The sequence below is a fragment of the Pseudoprimorskyibacter insulae genome (assembly GCF_900302505.1).
In the GTDB taxonomy this organism is placed as follows: Bacteria; Pseudomonadota; Alphaproteobacteria; order Rhodobacterales; family Rhodobacteraceae; genus Pseudoprimorskyibacter; species Pseudoprimorskyibacter insulae.
The window spans coordinates 265,737-284,839 of sequence record NZ_OMOJ01000001.1 but is presented as its reverse complement, the minus strand read 5'-3'; the positions used below and the strand labels follow the sequence as shown (position 1 = coordinate 284,839).

Annotated in this window: 17 protein-coding genes; 9 read left to right on the top strand and 8 right to left on the bottom strand. The window is 59.9% G+C overall.

What is annotated here, in order from left to right:
• Positions 1-2: 2 nt before the first annotated feature.
• Entirely contained in the window at positions 3-1,721 is a 1,719-nt protein-coding gene (locus tag PRI8871_RS01490) for a sensor histidine kinase (protein WP_108884411.1), read from the bottom strand.
• A gap of 3 nt (positions 1,722-1,724) precedes the next feature.
• A complete protein-coding gene (locus tag PRI8871_RS01485) occupies positions 1,725-2,426 on the bottom strand; it encodes a response regulator transcription factor (RefSeq protein ID WP_108884410.1) in 702 nt (233 codons plus the stop codon).
• Between the two features lie 391 nt (positions 2,427-2,817).
• Between PRI8871_RS01485 and PRI8871_RS01480 the strand changes: the two genes are divergently transcribed.
• On the top strand, positions 2,818-4,416 hold the full coding sequence (locus PRI8871_RS01480) for a phosphoenolpyruvate carboxykinase (RefSeq protein WP_108884409.1): 1,599 nt from the start codon (positions 2,818-2,820) through the stop codon (positions 4,414-4,416).
• A gap of 109 nt (positions 4,417-4,525) precedes the next feature.
• Here the strand turns inward: PRI8871_RS01480 and PRI8871_RS01475 are convergent, their stop codons facing one another.
• Complete coding sequence (locus PRI8871_RS01475) at positions 4,526-5,296, bottom strand: sulfite exporter TauE/SafE family protein (RefSeq protein WP_108884408.1); 771 nt, start codon at positions 5,294-5,296, stop codon at positions 4,526-4,528.
• Positions 5,297-5,443: 147 nt separating this feature from the next.
• Here PRI8871_RS01475 and PRI8871_RS01470 point away from each other — a divergent pair, with 147 nt between their 5' ends.
• The 7 genes from PRI8871_RS01470 (at position 5,444) to recR (ending at position 11,419) form a co-directional block, all read left to right on the top strand.
• Entirely contained in the window at positions 5,444-7,132 is a 1,689-nt protein-coding gene (locus PRI8871_RS01470) for an acyl-CoA dehydrogenase family protein (protein ID WP_108884407.1), read from the top strand.
• A gap of 147 nt (positions 7,133-7,279) precedes the next feature.
• The gene (locus PRI8871_RS01465; protein WP_108884406.1) at positions 7,280-7,621 is read left to right on the top strand and encodes a carboxymuconolactone decarboxylase family protein; all 342 of its coding nucleotides are present in this window, start codon (positions 7,280-7,282) and stop codon (positions 7,619-7,621) included.
• A gap of 120 nt (positions 7,622-7,741) precedes the next feature.
• Positions 7,742-8,173, top strand: coding sequence for an EF-hand domain-containing protein (locus tag PRI8871_RS01460; RefSeq protein WP_108884405.1), 432 nt, complete (start codon positions 7,742-7,744; stop codon positions 8,171-8,173).
• Between the two features lie 134 nt (positions 8,174-8,307).
• On the top strand, positions 8,308-10,080 hold the full coding sequence (locus tag PRI8871_RS01455; RefSeq protein ID WP_245897745.1) for a DNA polymerase III subunit gamma/tau: 1,773 nt from the start codon (positions 8,308-8,310) through the stop codon (positions 10,078-10,080).
• On the top strand, positions 10,077-10,463 hold the full coding sequence (locus PRI8871_RS01450; protein WP_146188628.1) for a hypothetical protein: 387 nt from the start codon (positions 10,077-10,079) through the stop codon (positions 10,461-10,463). The genes PRI8871_RS01455 and PRI8871_RS01450 overlap by 4 nt, the downstream gene beginning before the upstream one ends.
• Position 10,464: 1 nt before the next feature.
• A complete protein-coding gene (locus PRI8871_RS01445; RefSeq protein WP_108884402.1) occupies positions 10,465-10,809 on the top strand; it encodes a YbaB/EbfC family nucleoid-associated protein in 345 nt (114 codons plus the stop codon).
• A 16-nt stretch (positions 10,810-10,825) separates the two neighbouring features.
• Positions 10,826-11,419, top strand: coding sequence for a recombination mediator RecR (recR, locus tag PRI8871_RS01440; RefSeq protein ID WP_108884401.1), 594 nt, complete (start codon positions 10,826-10,828; stop codon positions 11,417-11,419).
• Positions 11,420-11,487: 68 nt separating this feature from the next.
• Here the strand turns inward: recR and PRI8871_RS01435 are convergent, their stop codons facing one another.
• A complete protein-coding gene (locus tag PRI8871_RS01435; protein ID WP_108885171.1) occupies positions 11,488-12,252 on the bottom strand; it encodes a DUF1013 domain-containing protein in 765 nt (254 codons plus the stop codon).
• Positions 12,253-12,385: 133 nt separating this feature from the next.
• On the opposite strand from PRI8871_RS01435, the gene PRI8871_RS01430 reads away from it, so the two are divergent.
• Positions 12,386-13,015, top strand: coding sequence for a ribonuclease T2 family protein (locus PRI8871_RS01430; protein WP_108884400.1), 630 nt, complete (start codon positions 12,386-12,388; stop codon positions 13,013-13,015).
• A 40-nt stretch (positions 13,016-13,055) separates the two neighbouring features.
• On the opposite strand, the gene PRI8871_RS19480 is transcribed toward PRI8871_RS01430, so the two are convergent.
• The 4 genes from PRI8871_RS19480 to PRI8871_RS01395 form a co-directional block, all read right to left on the bottom strand.
• Positions 13,056-16,025 (bottom strand): lectin-like domain-containing protein, encoded by a 2,970-nt coding sequence (locus PRI8871_RS19480; protein ID WP_181389340.1) that lies wholly within the window; start codon positions 16,023-16,025, stop codon positions 13,056-13,058.
• A gap of 213 nt (positions 16,026-16,238) precedes the next feature.
• Complete coding sequence (locus tag PRI8871_RS01405; RefSeq protein ID WP_108884399.1) at positions 16,239-17,210, bottom strand: quinone oxidoreductase family protein; 972 nt, start codon at positions 17,208-17,210, stop codon at positions 16,239-16,241.
• Between the two features lie 65 nt (positions 17,211-17,275).
• The gene (locus PRI8871_RS01400) at positions 17,276-18,256 is read right to left on the bottom strand and encodes an NAD(P)H-quinone oxidoreductase (RefSeq protein ID WP_108884398.1); all 981 of its coding nucleotides are present in this window, start codon (positions 18,254-18,256) and stop codon (positions 17,276-17,278) included.
• A gap of 75 nt (positions 18,257-18,331) precedes the next feature.
• Entirely contained in the window at positions 18,332-19,015 is a 684-nt protein-coding gene (locus PRI8871_RS01395) for a COQ9 family protein (protein ID WP_108884397.1), read from the bottom strand.
• Positions 19,016-19,103 lie beyond the last annotated feature (88 nt).

Below are 19,103 nucleotides of genomic sequence, written 5' to 3'. Positions count from 1 at the left end.
GATTATACCGGCAGACCCACCACGAAACGCGCGCCCAAAGGCTCTGATCCCGCGTCGGCTTCGGTCGGGCGAATATTTTCGGCCCAGATCACACCGCCATGCGCCTCAACAATCTGCTTTGAGATCGCCAGCCCAAGGCCCGAGTTGTTGCCGAAATCGCTGGTCGGACGGTTGGTGTAGAAACGCTTGAAGATCTTGGTCAGCGCCTCTTCTGGAATGCCGGGGCCGGTGTCTTCGACCACAACCAACACACGGTTGTCACGGCGGCGCACCCAGACACGGATTGCATCGCCATCTTCGCAGAAACTGATCGCGTTGGTGATCAGGTTGACAAAGACCTGCGCAAGCCGTGGCTCCAGCCCGTGGATGGTGATCGGACGATCCGGCAGGTCGCTGATGAATTCGATACCCTTGCTGCGGGCATCTTCGCCCAGAAACTCAGACAGGTTTTCAATCATCTTGAGCAGGTTGAATTCAACCTCCTCTTCCTTCACCAACTCGCTGTCCAGACGCGACGCGTTGGAGATGTCGCTGACCAGGCGATCCAGTCGGCGCACGTCATGTTCCAGAACCTGCAACAGCTTTTCCTGCTGCTCGGGCTTGGTGGCCACCCGCATCGTGCCAACGGCGGACCGCATCGACGCCAGCGGGTTCTTGATTTCATGCGCCACATCGGCAGCAAACTGTTCGTTGCTGTCGATCCGGTCATAAAGCGCCGCGACCATGCCACGCAGCGCCCCGGACAGACGGCCAATTTCATCGGGCCGCGCTGTCAGGTCAGGGATACGGATACGACCCTTGGCCACGTTGCTGCGGTTGCGGTCGCGGCCAATTTCGGCCGCATCGGCCAGATCCGAGATCGGGTTGGCAATCGTCGAGGCCAGCACAAGGCTAAGGCCAATCGACACCAACGTTGCGATGACAAACATCTGAAGCACGCGCTCACGCTCGGCCCGGACGGCGGCGTCGATTTCGGGCGCGCCGCTGACAAGACCGACGGTGCCCATGATCGCACCGTTCTGCATGATCGGGCTAAGCGCGGTGAACATGGTTTCACCTGCATCACCGGGGCCGGATGCCACGCGCGTCGCTGCCGGATCGCCCTCTTCGATCAAAAGGCGCAGTCGTTCTTCCTGCGTCAGGTCCTGATCACCCGAGAACAGCCCGACAAAGCCAGACAGCACATTCCACAGACCGGTCAGGAAATCGGTGATGATGGTTGGATCTTCTTCGCCCGCCGCAGGGAAAGAACTGGCTTGCTGGCCCGTGGCCTCACCCACAAGGAATGAATCTGCGTCAAACAGCAGAACATTCACGGCAGAAGGCAGATCCAGCCCATTCAGCGTTGCGGCCACATCGACCCTAGGATCAGTGCCAAGCGCAAAGCCCGGATCTTCTGGCAACTGCGCCTCAAACACATCGGCGATCAGTTCGACCTGCATGCGCATGCTTTCGGCCCGCTGAACGGCCAAGCTATCACGCGATGAATTCAGATACAGGATACCAGCAACCAAAACGTTCAACGCAATCAGGTTGAACGTGATGATTTTGCGCGTCAAAGGCGAACGATTGAGCGAGAACAGACCCCGCCGCGCGCGGCTGGCCTGCATTTCCTTCTCAACGGTGCTGTCCGGAGCCACCCAATCATCGCCCAGAACAACATCCGCATCTTGGTGCGTGTCTTCGCCCCGGCGCATGCTGATCCTTTCGGCCAAGGCCATGGCTTATTCTTCGTTGTAACGGTAACCGATACCGTACAACGTTTCGATAGCCGAGAAATCGGTGTCAACCGAACGCATTTTCTTGCGCAGACGCTTGATATGGCTGTCGATGGTGCGGTCGTCGACATAGACCTGATCGTCATAGGCCACGTCCATCAGCTGGTCGCGCGACTTCACGAAGCCCGGACGCTGTGCCAGCGCCTGCAACAGCAGGAATTCAGTGACGGTCAGCGACACTTCGAGGCCCTTCCAAGTCACTGCGTGACGCAGCGGATCCATCGACAGATGGCCGCGAACCATGATCTTGGTTTCTTCTGTATCGCCGACCACATCACCGGCGACCGCTTCTTGGCGGCGCAGCAACGCGCGGATGCGTTCGACCAGCAAACGCTGCGAGAACGGCTTTTTCACGTAATCGTCCGCGCCCATGCGCAGGCCCAGAACTTCGTCGATCTCATCGTCTTTGGACGTGAGGAAGATCACCGGCATCGCCGATTTCTGGCGCACGCGCTGAAGCAAATCCATGCCGTCCATACGGGGCATCTTGATATCAAAAACGGCCATGTCGGGCATCTTTTTGCTGAACGCATCCAGCGCTGCCTGACCGTCATTATATGTTTCGACCTCAAAGCCCTCTGCTTCGAGTGTCATAGAGACGGATGTCAGAATGTTTCTGTCGTCGTCCACAAGGGCGATTTTGGACATGTTATTGTTTCCCTATACTGCTCTTGCTACCTGTATTTTTTGCACATTATGCGTGGTTTCTCCCTTTACAACAATGCCAAAGTACGAATCACCGGCATACCATCGCCCTAAGAAAGTCAGAATTTCGTTAGGAATGGCTAAATTGCCGCACATCCTTGCCGTGCACGCGTACCGGTTGTGCCACCTTCCCGACTTGGTGGCGCTAAACCGAAAACCTTGATTGCGCTAAACCAAAATTGGTTGCGCTAACTGTGCGATTGCGTCCTGTTCACGCCATAATGCGACGTGATAAAAGCCTTCGTCACTGACCACGCTTTGCGGTCAGGGCGACGCATATGCGTTTGCTGATAACACATCGCCGCCAGAGGCGCGGCTACAGGAGCTTGGCAAGATGACATTTGGACGGGTAAACCCGCAATTCCGCCTGGAAGATCAAGGGATCGATGGGCTGGGCAATGTCTATTACAACCTTATGGAGCCCGCCCTCATTGAGGCTGCTCTGAAACGAGACGAAGGTCAGATCGGCAACGGCGGCACCTTCCTGGTCTCGACCGGCAAATTCACCGGCCGGTCGCCCAAGGACAAGCATGTTGTGAAAACCGCCTCGGTCGCTGACAAGATCTGGTGGGAAAACAACGCCGCGATGTCGCCCGAAGGCTTCGACGCCCTCTATGACGATATGGTCGAGCACATGAAGGGCAAAGACTACTTCGTGCAAGATCTGGTCGGCGGCGCAGACCCGGCCCATTCGGTTGATGTGCGTTTCGTGACGGAACTGGCATGGCACGGCCTGTTCATCCGCCACATGATGCGCCGCCCCGATCGCGAAGATCTGGACGGGTTCACCGCAGATTGGACCGTCATCAACTGCCCGACCTTCCAAGCCAACCCGGAGCGTCACAACTGCCGCACCGAAACGGTCATCGCGATGAACTTCGATCGCAAGCTTATCCTGATCGGCGGCACCGAATACGCAGGCGAGAACAAGAAGTCGATCTTCACGCTTCTGAACTACCTGCTGCCCGAAAAAGGCATCATGCCGATGCACTGCTCGGCCAACCATGCCGTTGGCAACCCGGTCGACACCGCCATCTTCTTTGGCCTGTCGGGCACCGGCAAAACCACCCTGTCGGCTGATCCGGGCCGCGTGCTGATCGGTGACGATGAACACGGCTGGTCGGATCGTGGCACCTTCAACTTCGAAGGCGGTTGCTATGCCAAGACCATCGGTCTGGACGCCGAAGCCGAGCCGGAAATCTACGCCACGACCAAGAAGTTCGCGACTGTGATCGAGAACATGGTCTACGATCAAGACACGCGTGAGCTGGACTTTGACGATGACTCGCTGACCGCAAACATGCGCTGCGCCTACCCGCTCGAGTATATCTCGAACGCGTCGTCGACCGCGCTGGGTGGCCACCCGAAGAACATCATCATGCTGACCTGCGATGCCTTTGGCGTTCTGCCTCCGATCGCGCGTCTGACCCCGGCGCAAGCCATGTACCACTTCCTGTCGGGCTTCACATCGAAGGTCGCTGGCACCGAGCGCGGCGTGACCGAGCCCGAGCCCACGTTCTCGACCTGCTTCGGCGCACCGTTCATGCCCCGTCGCCCGGAAGAGTACGGCAACCTGCTGCGCGAAAAGATCGCCAAGCACGGCGCAACCTGCTGGCTGGTGAACACCGGCTGGACCGGCGGCGCCTATGGCACCGGCTCGCGTATGCCGATCAAAGCAACCCGTGCCCTGCTGACCGCAGCGCTGAACGGCTCGCTGGCTGAGGCCGAGTTCCGCAAGGATCCGAACTTCGGCTTCGAAGTGCCGGTTTCGGTTCCGGGCGTTGCAGAAGTTCTGCTCGATCCGCGCCGCACCTGGGAAGACAAGGGTGCCTATGACGCGCAGGCGGCCAAGCTGGTTTCGATGTTCGCTGACAACTTCGAACAGTATCAGCCCTACATCGACGAAGACGTGAAGGCCGCAGCCATCGGCTGAGCCGCACGCACTATAGAATAAAGAAGGGCCAGCCGCCGCGCTGGCCCTTTTCTTTTGTCGGAAATTTCACGCGAAACGCCGTAGGGTGGGTTTCCAACCCACCGCAGGACTACCCCATCAGCCCCTTGCGGATCAGGTTCAGCCCCGCGATCAGCAAAATCGCCAAGGTCATGCGCTTGAACTTGACCGCGTCCAGCCGGTCATGGAACCGCATGCCAATCCACATCCCCGCCAGCACCGGCACCAGCATGGCCACCGAAAACGGCACCGTCTGCGCATTCAGCACACCTGATTTCAAATGTGCGAACACCAGAAGAACCGCGCCAAGCCCATAGATCACGCCTTGCACGCGCATATGCTCTTTCTTCTCGGTGCCTAGAATCGTCAGATAGGCCACCGTCGGCGGCCCCCACACGCCCGAGATCCCGCCAACGAATCCGGCGAAGGCGGCAATGCCCACCTCAAGCACTCGCGACGGGTTTTCCTGCCGCTTGGCCTGCCATCCGGTCAATTGCAGCACCGCAAACCCGGTCACCGGCACGCCGATCGCCAGCAAGATCCACCGCCCAGGCAGGATGGTCACCAGTTGCGATGAGGCCAACAGCATTACCGCCCCCACGGCCAGAAACACCTTGAACCGTTTGACCGAAGCCAGCGCCTCTGCCAGCCCATGCCGCAGGGCCTGCACGCCATTGGTCACAACCGTTGGCAAGATCAAACCGGCCAGCGCCACCTCGGGCGGCAAAAAGGTGCTGAGGCCGGAAATCAGGATCATCGGCAGCGCAAAGCCTACCGCACCCTTCACGAACCCGCCCGCAAGGCCGATCAACACGGCTGCGACGATCAGGACCGTCGAATCGATTGTGGAAAAGATGCTCATTGGGCCTAATTACCACTCAGTCACGCCCGGCAAACCGAAATTCATTCACGCAACTTTAGAACCTTGGGCCAAGCCTTTGGGTATTTTTGTTGCGCTGCAACTGCAAAAGGTTTATGTCGTGGTGCAGCATAAAATAGGATGTGAATCATGGCTCATGACGGACAAGACCTTTCGCTTGATGCGGCTATCGTGCTGCCGGATCTTCTGTCGCTGACAAAGGCCACACTCGGACCGATCGAACAGGTCTTCGAAACGGCAAAATCCACCGTTCGCGACGCAGTCGTAGCGGATGGCCGCGTCTCGGGCGCATTGATCGAGGCGAACCAAGCCGCCGCCCACGGGCTGGCGTGGCTGGCGACCTATGTCGAAGCACTGCGCCAGATGCAGGCTTGGGCCGAGCGCCTTGAGAGCGACAGCCGCCTGTCCGAGGTCGAACAGTTGCTCCACCAGATCGCTTTTGGCGAATACCTTGCCCAGATCCGTGGCGGCATCCCGATGAGCCAGGGTGAAATACTGCGTCCGCACGATATGGGCCTGACACCGGCTGATCTGGCCTGCCTCGCCATTGATGAGATCGAAATTCTGGTCGCCAAAGGCAATACGCAGGCCGCGCGCACCCGCTTGGTTGAACTGATGCAGGAACGTTCGGCGGAAATCACTGTTGGCGCGTCCGGGCTTGATGAAGAGCTTGAGATGATCCGCGAACAGTTCCGCCGTTACGCCGTCGACCGGGTCGAACCGCACGCGCATGAATGGCACCTCAAGGACGAATTGATCCCGATGGAGATCATCGACGAATTGGCCGAAATGGGCGTGTTCGGTCTGACGATCCCCGAAAACCTCGGCGGCTTCGGCATGTCGAAGGCCTCGATGGTGGTTGTGTCCGAAGAACTGTCGCGCGGTTATATCGGCGTCGGCTCGCTTGGCACCCGTTCGGAAATCGCGGCTGAGCTGATCTTGGCTGGCGGCACCGACGAGCAGAAATCGCAGTGGCTGCCGAAGATTGCCAGCGGCGAAATCCTTCCCACCGCTGTCTTCACCGAACCGAACACCGGGTCGGACCTTGGCAGTCTGCGCACCCGCGCCGTCAAGGACGAAAACGGCGACTATAAAGTGACCGGTAACAAGACCTGGATCACCCACGCCGCGCGGACCCATGTGATGACCCTGCTGGCCCGCACCGATCCGTCGACCACGGATTACAAAGGCCTGTCGATGTTCCTGGCCGAAAAGATCCCCGGCACGGATGAAGCCCCTTTCCCGACCGAAGGCATGACAGGCGGCGAAATCGAGGTTCTGGGCTATCGCGGCATGAAGGAGTACGAGCTAGGCTTCGACAACTTCCATGTGAAGGGCGAAAACCTGCTAGGCGGGGAAGAGGGCAACGGCTTTAAACAGCTGATGCAGACCTTTGAATCGGCACGTATTCAGACCGCTGCCCGCGCCATTGGCGTGGCGCAGGCTTCGCTGGACGCCGCGATGCAATATGCGCAGGACCGCAAGCAGTTCGGCAAGTCGCTGATCGATTTCCCGCGCGTGTCGGGCAAGCTGGCGATGATGGCCGTTGAGATCATGATCGCCCGTCAGCTGACCTATTTCTCGGCTTGGCAGAAAGACCACGACAAGCGCTGCGACCTTGAGGCCGGTATGGCCAAACTGCTGGGCGCGCGTGTGGCGTGGGCTGCGGCGGACAACGGTTTGCAGATCCACGGCGGCAACGGCTTTGCACTGGAATATCGCATCAGCCGCCTGCTGTGCGATGCGCGGATCCTGAACATCTTTGAAGGGGCCGCCGAAATTCAGGCACAGGTGATCGCCCGCCGCCTGCTGGGCTAACCCCCGCTCAATATACAGAACAGACAGCCCCCGGTCCCGCGCCGGGGGTTTTCTTTTGCCCCGCGACCTTGCGTCATCTGATCCTGATCAAAGTGCCCCGGCCCCGTCCATGGTCTGGAGGGACAAAACATATATCAGGAGCCTAATATGTCCGCACCCGAGAAACTGACCCAGAAACGCAACCAATTGCGCAACCTGCGCAAAGCGATCCCCGACACGTTCGGCGGCTTTATCGCGATGGAACAGGCCGCGTCTACCGATGGCGCGCTCTCCAAAAAGCAAAAGGAATTCGTGGCTTTGGGCATCGCCGTCGCCACCCGCTGCGAGGCCTGCATCAACAGCCATGTGAACGCGCTGGTAAAGCTGGGTGCCACACGTGAAGAAGTGGCCGAAGTGCTGGGCACCGCCATTCAAATGGCAGGCGGCCCGGGCCTGATGTACGCCGGCTCGGCGCTTGAGGCCTTTGACGAACTTAGCGCAAGTGCTTGATTTTATGGGCGACCACCTGACGTCCAAAATAAATTCAAAAAAGCGCATTCATCTGCGACCAAACTTCCAACGCCCCCCGTATTACAAATATCAAAAACAGAATACATGGGGTTATCACCGATGAAACGCTTTGCACTTGCCACCGCCTTCGTACTGACCGCCGGGCTTGCTCAGGCCGCTGGCCAACCGGGTCTGCACTTTGTTGAGAACTGGGATCTGGACAGCGACGGTCAGGTCACATTGGCCGAAGCGACCGAACGCCGGGGCGATATCTTTACCACCTTCGACGCCGACGAAAACGGCGTGCTATCGGCGGTAGAATATGCCGATTTCGACGCGGCCCGCGCCGCTGACATGGAAGGCCAGCAGGGCCACGGCAATGGCAACATGAAACGCGCCGATGGCGGCATGGCACTTGCATTCAATGACCTCGATGGCGACGGCCAGGTGTCACGCGAAGAGTTCCTGTCACGCGTGCCTGCATGGTTCGCACAAATGGACCGGTCCGGCGACGGCGTCATCACAACAATGGACTTTGGCCGCAAAGGCTGAGGCTCGACAGACCCGGTCCGCCGTCCCTCGGACCGGGTCTTGTTATTCTGCACAGCGCGTCGATCTTCGGTGCAAAGCGGTGGACGTTATCGCTGCCAAGGCTTACCTTTGGCCGAACCCAGCAAGAAGACCGCATGACTGAGCAGCCCAAATACCAGGTACTGGCCCGCAAATACCGCCCCGAGACCTTTGTTGATCTCGTGGGGCAAGACGCCATGGTGCGCACGCTGAAAAACGCGTTCGCGGCCGACCGCATTGCGCAGGCGTTCATTATGACCGGGATTCGTGGGACCGGCAAAACCACCACCGCACGGATCATCGCCAAGGGCATCAACTGCATCGGCCCGGATGGCAACGGCGGCCCCACGACCGATCCTTGCGGGAAATGCGAACATTGCACCGCTATTATGGAAGGCCGCCATGTCGATGTGATCGAGATGGACGCGGCATCCAATACCTCGGTCAATGACATCCGCGAAATCATCGATAGCGTGCATTATCGCGCGGCCTCGGCCCGCTATAAGATCTACATCATCGACGAAGTTCACATGCTGTCGACCAGCGCCTTCAACGCGCTGCTGAAAACGCTGGAAGAACCGCCTGCACATGTGAAGTTCATCTTTGCCACCACCGAAATCCGCAAAGTGCCGGTCACGGTTCTGTCGCGCTGTCAGCGATTTGACCTGCGCCGGATTGAGCCTGAGGACATGGTCGCCTTGCTGCGCCGGATCGCCACCTCTGAAGGCGCGCAGATTGCCGATGATGCGCTTGCGCTGATCACCCGCGCGGCCGAAGGGTCGGCCCGTGATGCGACCTCGCTTCTGGATCAGGCCATCAGCCATGGTGCGGGCGAAACCACCGCCGAACAGGTCCGCGCAATGCTGGGCCTTGCCGACCGCGGGCGCGTGCTTGACCTGTTTGAGATGATCATGCGCGGCGATGCTGTTGCCGCCTTGGCCGAACTGGGCGCACAATATGCCGAAGGTGCCGATCCGATGGCCGTGATGCGCGATCTGGCCGAGATCACCCATTGGATCACCGTCCTGAATGTCAGCAAAGACACCGCCGATGATCCGACCATTGCGCCAGATGAACAGGCGCGTGGCCGCGAATTGGCCAAAACGCTTCACATTCGCATCTTGGGGCGCATGTGGCAGATGCTGCTGAAAGCGCTGGAAGAAGTCGCGGGCGCGCCGAATGCGATGATGGCGGCAGAAATGTCGGTGATCCGTCTGACCCATGTCTCGGATCTGCCGTCGCCCGAAGACCTGATCAAACAGTTGAACGAAATGCCTGTGCCGCCGTCACCGGGGCCCGGCGGTTCGGGCGGTTATAGCAGCGCACCGGCGGGCGGCATGGCCACCGATGCGCGCGGCAGTGCCGTCGCGCCCACCCATCGCGGCCCGACCGGCCCGTCGGCGCATGGCGCACACGGGGCTGTGGCCTTGGCCCAGAACACCGAACAGGCGCTGGCCCATTATCCGACGTTTGACCATGTGGTCGAACTGATCCGCAGCAACCGCGATGTCAAACTGCTGGTTGAGGTGGAAACCGGCGTGCGCCTGTCCGCCTATCAACCGGGCCGGATCGAATTCACGCCGCATAACACTGCCCCCGCCGATCTGGCGGCGCGGATGGGTGCGGCCCTGCAACGCTGGACCGGCAACCGCTGGGCCGTGACGATCGTCAATGATTGCACCACCGAAACCATCGCCGAAAAGCGCGACGCCGCGAAAGAAGCCGTCAAAGCCGAAGCCGCCAAACATCCGTTGGTACAAGCCACCCTTGCCGCCTTTCCGGGCGCTTGCATCCTGTCGGTGACCACGCCGCAGGACATCGCCGCATCGGTTCAGGCGGAAGCCTTGCCAGAGGTTGAAGACGAATGGGACCCGTTCGAAGAGGATTGATCCTGTCCCTCGTGCCGGGCAGCGCCATGGCCGAGGTCTGCGAAAAACTTCGCCCCGGCTGGGATGCTGCCGCCGGTCCCACCTCTGGCTTGTCCGAAGCGCTGCAATTGGCCATGTCTCCGGCGCCTTTGATCCTGCTGGCGGCCTCGGCCTTGGCGGTGCTGCGTCGCAGTTCGCGCGGCGGCATGATCGTGGTGCTGTTCTGGGCCGCCTATCTGATGCTGCTGAGCATGGCCGATCAAGGCGGCGTCACCCATCAAGCCCGGATCGAAGGCTGCATGGGCAACCCGGCCTTGTTCATCGCGGGCGTAATTGCGATATGTGCAGGGATCATTCTGTACACCGCCCGGTTCCGGGCGACGAACCAAGAGTTGGAGAGCTGAGATGTTCAAAGGACTGGGCCAAATGGGCGATATGGCCAAGATGATGAAGGCCGCCAAGGACATGCAGACCAAGATGGCCGACCTGCAAAACGACCTTGAGACGATGACCGTTGTCGGCGAGTCCGGCGCAGGTTTGGTCCGCGCTACCGCCACCGCCAAGGGCGAGCTGAAGGGCCTTGAGATTGATCCGTCGATCTTTGATCCGAACGAAAAGGAAGTGGTCGAAGACCTGATCCTTGCCGCGATCAAAGACGCCCAGCAAAAGGCGGCAGAACGCAGCCAGCAGGAAATGTCGCGCCTGACGGAAAGCCTTGGGCTTCCGGCGGACATGAAACTGCCGTTCTGATCCTACGGGGCGACTGGTGAGTTCAAACCGCGATATTGATGCGTTGATCGACATGATGGCCAAGCTGCCGGGGCTTGGCCCCCGCTCGGCGCGTCGCGCGGTTCTGCACATGATCCGCAAGCGGGCGCTGGTTTTGACCCCTCTGTCAGAGGTCATGGCCACCGTCGCCGCCACGGCTCGCGAATGCCTGAACTGCGGCAATGTCGGCACCGCCGATATTTGCGACATCTGCAACGATCCCAAGCGGGAAAACGGGCAGATGTGCATCGTCGAGGATGTGGCCGACCTTTGGGCGATGGAACGGTCGGGCGTGTTCAAAGGGCGGTATCACGTCCTTGGTGGCACGCTGAGTGCGCTGGATTCCATCGGCCCGGATGAGCTGCGGATTCCGCGCCTCATGTCCCGGATTGGCCCAGAGGCCGTGCAAGAGGTGATCCTTGCGCTGAATGCCACCATCGACGGGCAAACCACCGCGCATTACATCGCCGACCAGCTTGAGGGGCAGGTGTCTGTCACCAGTCTGGCGCAGGGCGTGCCAATCGGCGGCGAGCTTGATTACCTCGATGACGGCACCATCACCGCCGCACTAAACGCCCGTCGGCCCGTCTGACACCCGATCAAAACAAAAGGCCGCTGCGATGATCCGCAGCGGCCTTTGTCATTCAGATCCGGCGAGAATTAGTCGCGGTCGTCTTCGTCATCATCCTTACCGCCCGGCAGGTTGAAGAAGCTATCCGCATCCAGATAGTTGCTGTTGTCTTTTTCATCCTCGTCGTCATCGCCGCGTGGATCAGACAGCGAGAAGGTCTCAAGCCCTTCAATCGCAGTCGGAATGCGCGGTTCTGCGTCCATCTCCAGGCTCTGTTCGGTCGAGACCAGTTTACGACGCTCATCGTCGCTCATAACCACGCCTTCGGCTGCCCGCTTTTCAGCGGCTTTCTGCACGGCTTGGTCCAGTTCAGACTGCTTACACAGACCCAAGGCAACCGGGTCAATCGGTTGAATGTTCTGGATATTCCAGTGAGTCCGTTCGCGGATCGCCTGAATGGTCGGTTTGGTGGTGCCAACCAGCTTCGAGATCTGACCATCGGACAGTTCGGGGTGGAACTTGACCAGCCAGAAGATCGACGCCGGGCGGTCCTGACGCTTGGACAGCGGGGTGTAGCGCGGGCCACGGCGTTTTTCTTCGCCAACAGCTGCCGGGTTGAACTTCAGCTTCAGTTTGTGAAGCGGGTCTTTCTCGGCTTTGTCGACCTCTTCTTGGGTCAACTGGTTGTTGGCAACCGGGTCGAACCCTTTGACGCCGACGGCCACATCGCCATCGGCGATGCCTTGGATCTCAAGCTCGTGCATACCAACAAAATCAGCGATCTGCTTGAAGCTCAGGGTCGTGTTGTCCACAAGCCAGACGGCAGTCGCCCTAGCCATGATCGGTTTGCCCATCATTTCGCATCTCCTTACGCAAATCTTCCCCGTCGCCCGGCGAGGGCGGTTCCGGGGAAAGGCCGGAACAGGTTTCCGTTGTGGGGGAACTTCGGGCCTATATAGTCGCGATCAGTCAAAGAGGAAAGAGAAAATGCGTTGGATGCTTGCCCTGCTCTTGTCGGCAACCTTGGCCCATGCCGAGGGAGAGACAGCAGGGGATTTCGATTATTACGTTATGTCGCTAAGCTGGTCGCCCACGTGGTGCGCACTGGAAGGCGACGCCCGCCAATCGCCACAATGCGACCCGTCTGAAGATTTCGGTTGGGTTCTGCACGGGCTTTGGCCGCAGTTTCACCGTGGATACCCGTCCTACTGCCGCACCGCCGAACGCCCACCGTCGCGCCTGATGACCCAAGAGATGGCCGATATCATGGGCACCTCCGGCCTTGCGTGGCATCAATGGAACAAGCACGGCGTCTGCACGGGCCTGTCCGCCCCCGCCTATTACGCCTTATCGCGCGACGCCTATGGCAAGGTCACCCGGCCCGAGGTGTTCCGCAAGCTGACGAAACCCGTCAAAGTCCCGGCCCAAGTCGTGGAAGAGGCGTTTTTGAAGGCAAATCCCGGATTTGAAAAGGACATGGTCACGGTCACCTGCAAATCCTCCCGCATTCAGGAAGTTCGGGTGTGCCTGTCCAAGTCGCTTGATCCTGTGCCCTGCGGTCAGGACGTGGTGCGCGATTGCCGGATGAAAGACGCGCTGCTGGATCCGGTGCGCTGACCCGTTTCCGGGTCAACGCCATGATGTCTTGGGGTCGGCGTTACAGCACGTCGACCCAGATACCGCCGCCAAGGTTGTCGGTCAGATCGATGTCGATCGCGCCCGGTGTCGAGATGTAGCCGAAGATATAGCCGTCGCCCAGATCTGCGATCTTGTCGTAGTCGACGCGCTGCTTTTCACCGCGATCCACCTCGCCGCCATCCAGCGTCTGGTGGGTGTCACGGCCGATCTCAGTTGCTGTGGCAAAGTCGAAGGTGTCGGTTTCGCTCCAGTAGAAGGTGGTCGCCGTGGCACGTGCCTTGGCATTGCCTTCGTTGGCCACATCCAGAACGATCCGCAGATCTTCGCCTTCGTCCAGCTCGGTGTCTTTGATCTTCATCGACTTGATGGCCAGATCGACTTCACCCGCACCCGCGCCGTTGTCCACGGTGATGGCAACGCCTGTGCTGATGTTGTTGGTCTCGTCAATCTCAGCCAGCTTGTCGTCGGCATCAGCGACCGCAAAGATATAGCCATCGCCCAGATCGGCCACGTCACGATAGCGCAGAACCAGCGATTCCACATCGTCTGAGCTTTCGCCGCGCAACATGCCGTGGTTGTCGGTTTCAATAGCCACTGCGGTGCTGGCGTCGAAGGTGTCGGTCGCGCTCCAGTAGATCTTGGTTTCGACGGACTGCGCGTCGGCAGTGCCTTCGTTGCCAAGGCTAACGGTGACTTTGATGTCTTTCGTCGGGCTGACCGTGGTGCGGTTCAGCTTGAGCGATTCCATCACGATATCAAGCGTTCCGGGGGTCACCTCTTCTTCGACGACTTCCTCAACGACCTCTTCCTCTTCCGGCTCTGCCGGGGTTTCGATGGTCACGGCCAAGGCTTCCGAGATGTTGTTCGTCTCATCGGCTTCGTCGACAAAGCCCTTGTTGTCGGCCACCGCAAAGATGAAGCCCGAACCAAGCTCTTCCAGCACTTCCGAACGGACACGCGCCACTTCGTCGGTATCGGTCGCGCCGCCGTCGATGGTGCCGTGATGTTCGGACACCAGTTCAACCGCGGTTTCCGCGTCGAAGGTGTCGGTTTCGCTCCAGAACAGGGTGGTGGTCGCCTTACGGGCGCGATCACCGCCAATGTTCGACACATCGACCGACACGAAATAGTCGTTCGACTTGCCGTCCACGAAGGAAATATCGGCAATCGTCAGGTCCGCACGGGTGTCCTGCTGTTCTTCGGTGTTGGTGTCATCGCTGCCATCACCGTCGGTCGCATCATCAAGGCCGCCAAGCGCGTCGCCCGGTTCTTCGGTTTCCGGCTCGTCCTCGATGATTTCGCCTTCGGCCGCATCCCATTCGATGTTGCGGATCTTTTGCAGGTTCCGCGCCCCACCGGTGGCGGCGCTGATGCCAAAGTAAACTTCATCGGTGCTGCCCAGCACCTCGGCCAGATCCGAATAGCCGAACCCGTCGCCGTCTGCGTCAGCCTCATCGAAGGTCGCGGTGCCCAGCACTTCGCCGTCGATGCTCCAGGTCAGGGTGCCGGTTGCAGCGGTCCAGGTGATTTTGACCGCGTGATAGGCACCATCCTCCAGATCGCCGGGCGTCGCAGCTTCGGATTTGCGGAAGCCTCGGTCAACACCGCCATCCGTTTCCATCTGCGCACGCAGCATCACATGGTCGCCGCCGTCTTCGTAGTTCGGCGCACCAAGTTCGTAATCGGCGCCGTTGTACCAGGTGTCCATCTCAAGGATGAACGCACCCGACATTCCGGCCATACCAATGGTCCCTCCGGCAGATCCGGCCAGATCCAGCGCGGCAGTGCGATCGCCATGCATGAACCAGACGATCCCGTCGGCACCGTTGTTGTCATCGCCGAAATAGGCTTCGAATTCATAGGTGAAGTCGGCGGCCAAGGCGTAGGGGTTCGAATCCTGAACACGGCCCCACTGAGAATATTCATCAGGGGTCAGAATGTATTCGCCGGTTTCGGGGTCATAGCTGGCATTGCTACCAACCATGGTCAAAACGTCCGATGCGTCATCGTCCTCAGCTGCGGCGGCTTCGGCTTCTGCCTTGGCTTTGGCCTCGGCCTCTGCGGCGGCTTTCGCTTCGGCCTCGGCTTTGGCTTGCGCTTCTGCTGCTGCCTTTGCCTCGGCTTCCGCTTTGGCCTGAGCTTCAGCAGCAGCCTTTGCCTCGGCTTCGGCTTTTGCTTTGGCTTCCGCCTCTGCGGCGGCTTGCGCTTCTGCTTCAGCCTTGGCTTTGGCTTCGGCTGCGGCTTGGGCTTCGGCCTCTGCTTTGGCTTTCGCTTCGGCCTCGGCGGCGGCTTGCGCTTCGGCTTCTGCACGCGCCTCTTCGGCCTTTAGCTGCTGAAATTCAGCATCCCACTGGCTAACCTTACGCATAAGCTCAAAGGTCATAGGCGGAATTGCGATCGTATTGCCAAGATAGTAGTTGTAGAATTCTTCGCCCCAAGCACCGTTGCCTTCGGCAACATCGTCATTTGTGTCAACCACTAGGACAACTTGGAATGCACTGCTGCCACTCCTATACGCCTGCCACGCTGCAGCGTCTTTCTGGTGCTGCGGTCCGGTCACTGCATCGAAGCCATTGGCTTGGCCTTCGTACAGGCCATCGAGAAATTTGAAATACGTCGATTTCGCATTTTCCATGTAGGCTGCGATCACCTGATCGTAGGTCAGCTTGATTTCAAACGGGATATTCCGGTTGGCCAGCATCGAGGTTTGATATTCGGCAACTGTACCCAAACCTTCCAGACGGTCGTAAAGCGCGTCTGTGTTTGCACGGGCAATCAATTGCCGCACGCCCTCGTAGTTTGGCCCCATCCCGTTCATCTGAGATTGGTTCACGAGCAAAATTTTATAATTGAATTCGGTCGCGTCGGCGGTCGCGCCAACAACAGCGGTTGCGCCCCTGATCGTTAGCTCGCCATTCTCCAGCAGCGCATTTCCTCGGTCTGTGCTGGCAGACACACCCAAGGCCCGAACATCTAAATAGCCAGTCATCTATTGGTCTCTCCTAACAATCTGAACAGACCGACTTCCCCCCCCAAGTGAAAATACGCCCTGCCTGTCAAAGCGGGTAAAATGAGGATTGTCGGCGGCAGCTAGGAGATATCGCTAAGATTGAATTGGGGCGCGATTGAGACCTCGAAATGTCTTTTGCTGCCCAATTTAACCAAAGTTACCGACCCCGCGACCGGGGCCGGCATCGTGTTATTAGACCGTCAGGATGGTCTGGCCAGTGGTTTTGCGTGCCTCAAGGGCGCGGTGCGCCTCGGCCACGTCTTCCAGCGCAAAGCTTTGATCTATCGATATTTTCACATCTCCGCTAACCACTTTGGCAAACAGCATATCGGCCATTTCCTTGGCCGAGGCCTGGTCGGCCATATGGGTGAACAGCGTGGGCCGGGTGACCTTGTAAGACCCCTTCGCCAGAATGCCCAAATTGACCCCCGTCACCGGCCCAGAGGCGTTGCCGAATGAGATCAGCATGCCCAAGGGCTTCAGGCAGGACAAGGATTTCTCAAAGGTAGAGGCCCCAATCGAATCCATCACCACATCAACACCGGCGCCGTTTGTGATTTCCTGCACGCGGGCGACGAAGTCCTCGGTTTCATAGTTGATGCAGTGATCGGCACCAGCATCCAGCGCGATCTGGCACTTGGCATCGGACCCTGCGGTGCCGATCAGCGTGATCCCTTCCGACTTGGCCCATTGGCAGGCGATCTGCCCGACCCCGCCCGCCGCCGCGTGGAACAGCACGGTGTCACCGGCCTTGAGCGGCGTGGTGCGGTGGAACAGGTACTGAACCGTCAGCCCCTTGAGCATCATCGCCGCGCCTTCCTCGAACGAGATTTCGTCCGGCAGGCGCACCACGGTATCGGCAGGCATGACGCGTTCTTCGGTATAGGCCCCCGAGGTGCCGCTGGCATAGGCCGCGCGGTCGCCCGCTTTCAGATGGGTCACGCCTTCGCCCACCGCCTCAACAATGCCCGCAGCCTCACGCCCAAGGGGCGACGGCAAGGTCATCGGGTAAAGCCCCGTACGCTGATAGGTGTCGATGAAGTTCAGCCCGCAGGCCTTGTGACGGATGCGGATTTCGCCCGGACCGGGGTCGCCCACCGCCAGATCGACGAGTTTCAGAACTTCGGGACCACCGTGTTCTTCGATAATGACAGTCTTCGCCATGGTTTCTCTCTCCCTTTATGCCCGGATCATTGTCGCGTCCGGGCCTTGGCATGCGTGCAGATAGGTCAGCCGACCTTCAGAACAATCTTTCCGATGTGGCCCGAGCTTTCCATGCGGGCATGGGCGGCTGCGGCCTCCTCCAGCGGGAATTCGGAATCCATTACCGGCGCGATCCGGCCCGCATCCAGCAGCGGCCAGACCTTTTCGCGCAACTGGTCCGCAATCCGCGCCTTGGCCAGATCGCTTTGCGGGCGCAGGGTGCTGCCCGTGATCGTCAGGCGGCGCGTCATGACTTGGGCAAAGTTCAGCTCGACCTTGGGGCCTTGCAAAAACGCGATCTGCACCAAGCGGCCATCATCGGCCAGCGCCTTGACGTTGCGCGGCAGGTAATCGCCGCCGACCATATCAAGGATCAGGTTCGCACCGCCTTCGCCGCGCAGAACCTCGGCGAAATCCTCATCGCGGTAGTTGATCGCCCGCTCCGCACCCAGCTTCACGCAAGCGGCGCATTTGTCGTCCGACCCGGCGGTGACAAAGACGCGCGCGCCGAATTCGCGGGCCAGCTGAATGGCGGTCGTGCCGATGCCGGACGATCCGCCATGCACCAAGAACCGCTCACCCGCCTGAAGGCCGCCGCGCATGAACACATTGGTCCAAACGGTGAAATAGGTTTCGGGCAGGCAGGCCGCTTCGCGCAGGCCCATGCCCGCAGGCAAAGGCAGGCAATGCGCGGCAGGGGTCACCACATATTCCGCGTAGCCGCCACCGGGCAGCAACCCGCAAACCAAATCACCCACGTTATAGGACACGCCCTCGCCCACGGCGACCACCTCGCCCGAGGCCTCCAGCCCCGGCAGATCGCTGGCCCCCGGCGGCGGATTGTAGTTGCCCGCCCGTTGCAGCGCATCGGGGCGGTTGACGCCCGCATAGGCAACTTTCAACAGGATCTGCCCCGGTCCCGGCGTCGGAATAGCGCGGGTGGCCGGGGTCAAAACCTCTGGCCCGCCGGGTTGGGATATTTCAACTACGCGCATGGTCTGGGTCATGAGGCATCCTTTCGGGTCTGGCACTTTGCTCAGTTGTGGCCCCATTCACGCCCAAGGTCCATGGGCGGCGCCCACCTATTGTTGTCGGCCCGGCACGTCATTTGTTGACTGCGGCGCGCGCAGCGGCGACAGCAGCCGTTCGGCCATGGACACGAAAGGCTTGGACAGCGGGTTGCTGCGCATCTGGCCTTTGACCTTTTCGAACTGCATCACATTGTCGATGCGGCGATCAAGGAATTCCCATGTGGCGTGGTGGTCTGGGGAATCGTCGCCCAGCCAGAACAAGACCGTCGCGCCGTAAACGCCGCTGAGCGTGGCGCGTTTGGAGTACCAATTATAATCCTCACTGGAATCGCCCAAAGTCGACCAGATCTTGTCGGTCGTTTCCCAGACCAGCCGCGCCCCGGTCGGGGCGTGCTGCGGCAGCGAAAACAGCGTCATTCCACGGCGCACCGCCTCTTTATCCTCGGCCGCCTCAAGCCGGAACCGCACAGCCGCCGCGATCCGATCCCGGAACCGCATGTCAGACAGATCGGTGTTGCGCAGACGGTCCATCATGGCTTCGTCGCCCTGACGGTGGAAGGCCACCGCCAGATCCACCGCCCCGCGTGGAAACAGCGCCCGCGCAACAACCGGATCCACCCCGGCATCGGCAATTGCCGCCTGAAACGTGGCATCGGACCAACCGTCAAACGGCACATGCATCAAGGCCGCGTCCAACAATGATTGCGTCAGGTCTTCTGTTTGGTGCTGGGTCATGACCGCCTCCGAACGGGTTATGGGCACACACTAGACAAGATAGGGGGAAGTTGCTATACGGCCAGCTCCTGCAATCCTTGCAACTCAA

Coding starts and splice junctions, on each gene's coding strand:
- PRI8871_RS01490 (WP_108884411.1), bottom strand. CDS start 1,721: ATGGCCTTGGCCGAAAGGATCAGCATGCGCCGGGGCGAAGACACGCAC.
- PRI8871_RS01485 (WP_108884410.1), bottom strand. CDS start 2,426: ATGTCCAAAATCGCCCTTGTGGACGACGACAGAAACATTCTGACATCC.
- PRI8871_RS01480 (WP_108884409.1), top strand. CDS start 2,818: ATGACATTTGGACGGGTAAACCCGCAATTCCGCCTGGAAGATCAAGGG.
- PRI8871_RS01475 (WP_108884408.1), bottom strand. CDS start 5,296: ATGAGCATCTTTTCCACAATCGATTCGACGGTCCTGATCGTCGCAGCC.
- PRI8871_RS01470 (WP_108884407.1), top strand. CDS start 5,444: ATGGCTCATGACGGACAAGACCTTTCGCTTGATGCGGCTATCGTGCTG.
- PRI8871_RS01465 (WP_108884406.1), top strand. CDS start 7,280: ATGTCCGCACCCGAGAAACTGACCCAGAAACGCAACCAATTGCGCAAC.
- PRI8871_RS01460 (WP_108884405.1), top strand. CDS start 7,742: ATGAAACGCTTTGCACTTGCCACCGCCTTCGTACTGACCGCCGGGCTT.
- PRI8871_RS01455 (WP_245897745.1), top strand. CDS start 8,308: ATGACTGAGCAGCCCAAATACCAGGTACTGGCCCGCAAATACCGCCCC.
- PRI8871_RS01445 (WP_108884402.1), top strand. CDS start 10,465: ATGTTCAAAGGACTGGGCCAAATGGGCGATATGGCCAAGATGATGAAG.
- PRI8871_RS01435 (WP_108885171.1), bottom strand. CDS start 12,252: ATGGGCAAACCGATCATGGCTAGGGCGACTGCCGTCTGGCTTGTGGAC.
- PRI8871_RS01430 (WP_108884400.1), top strand. CDS start 12,386: ATGCGTTGGATGCTTGCCCTGCTCTTGTCGGCAACCTTGGCCCATGCC.
- PRI8871_RS19480 (WP_181389340.1), bottom strand. CDS start 16,025: ATGACTGGCTATTTAGATGTTCGGGCCTTGGGTGTGTCTGCCAGCACA.
- PRI8871_RS01405 (WP_108884399.1), bottom strand. CDS start 17,210: ATGGCGAAGACTGTCATTATCGAAGAACACGGTGGTCCCGAAGTTCTG.
- PRI8871_RS01400 (WP_108884398.1), bottom strand. CDS start 18,256: ATGACCCAGACCATGCGCGTAGTTGAAATATCCCAACCCGGCGGGCCA.
- PRI8871_RS01395 (WP_108884397.1), bottom strand. CDS start 19,015: ATGACCCAGCACCAAACAGAAGACCTGACGCAATCATTGTTGGACGCG.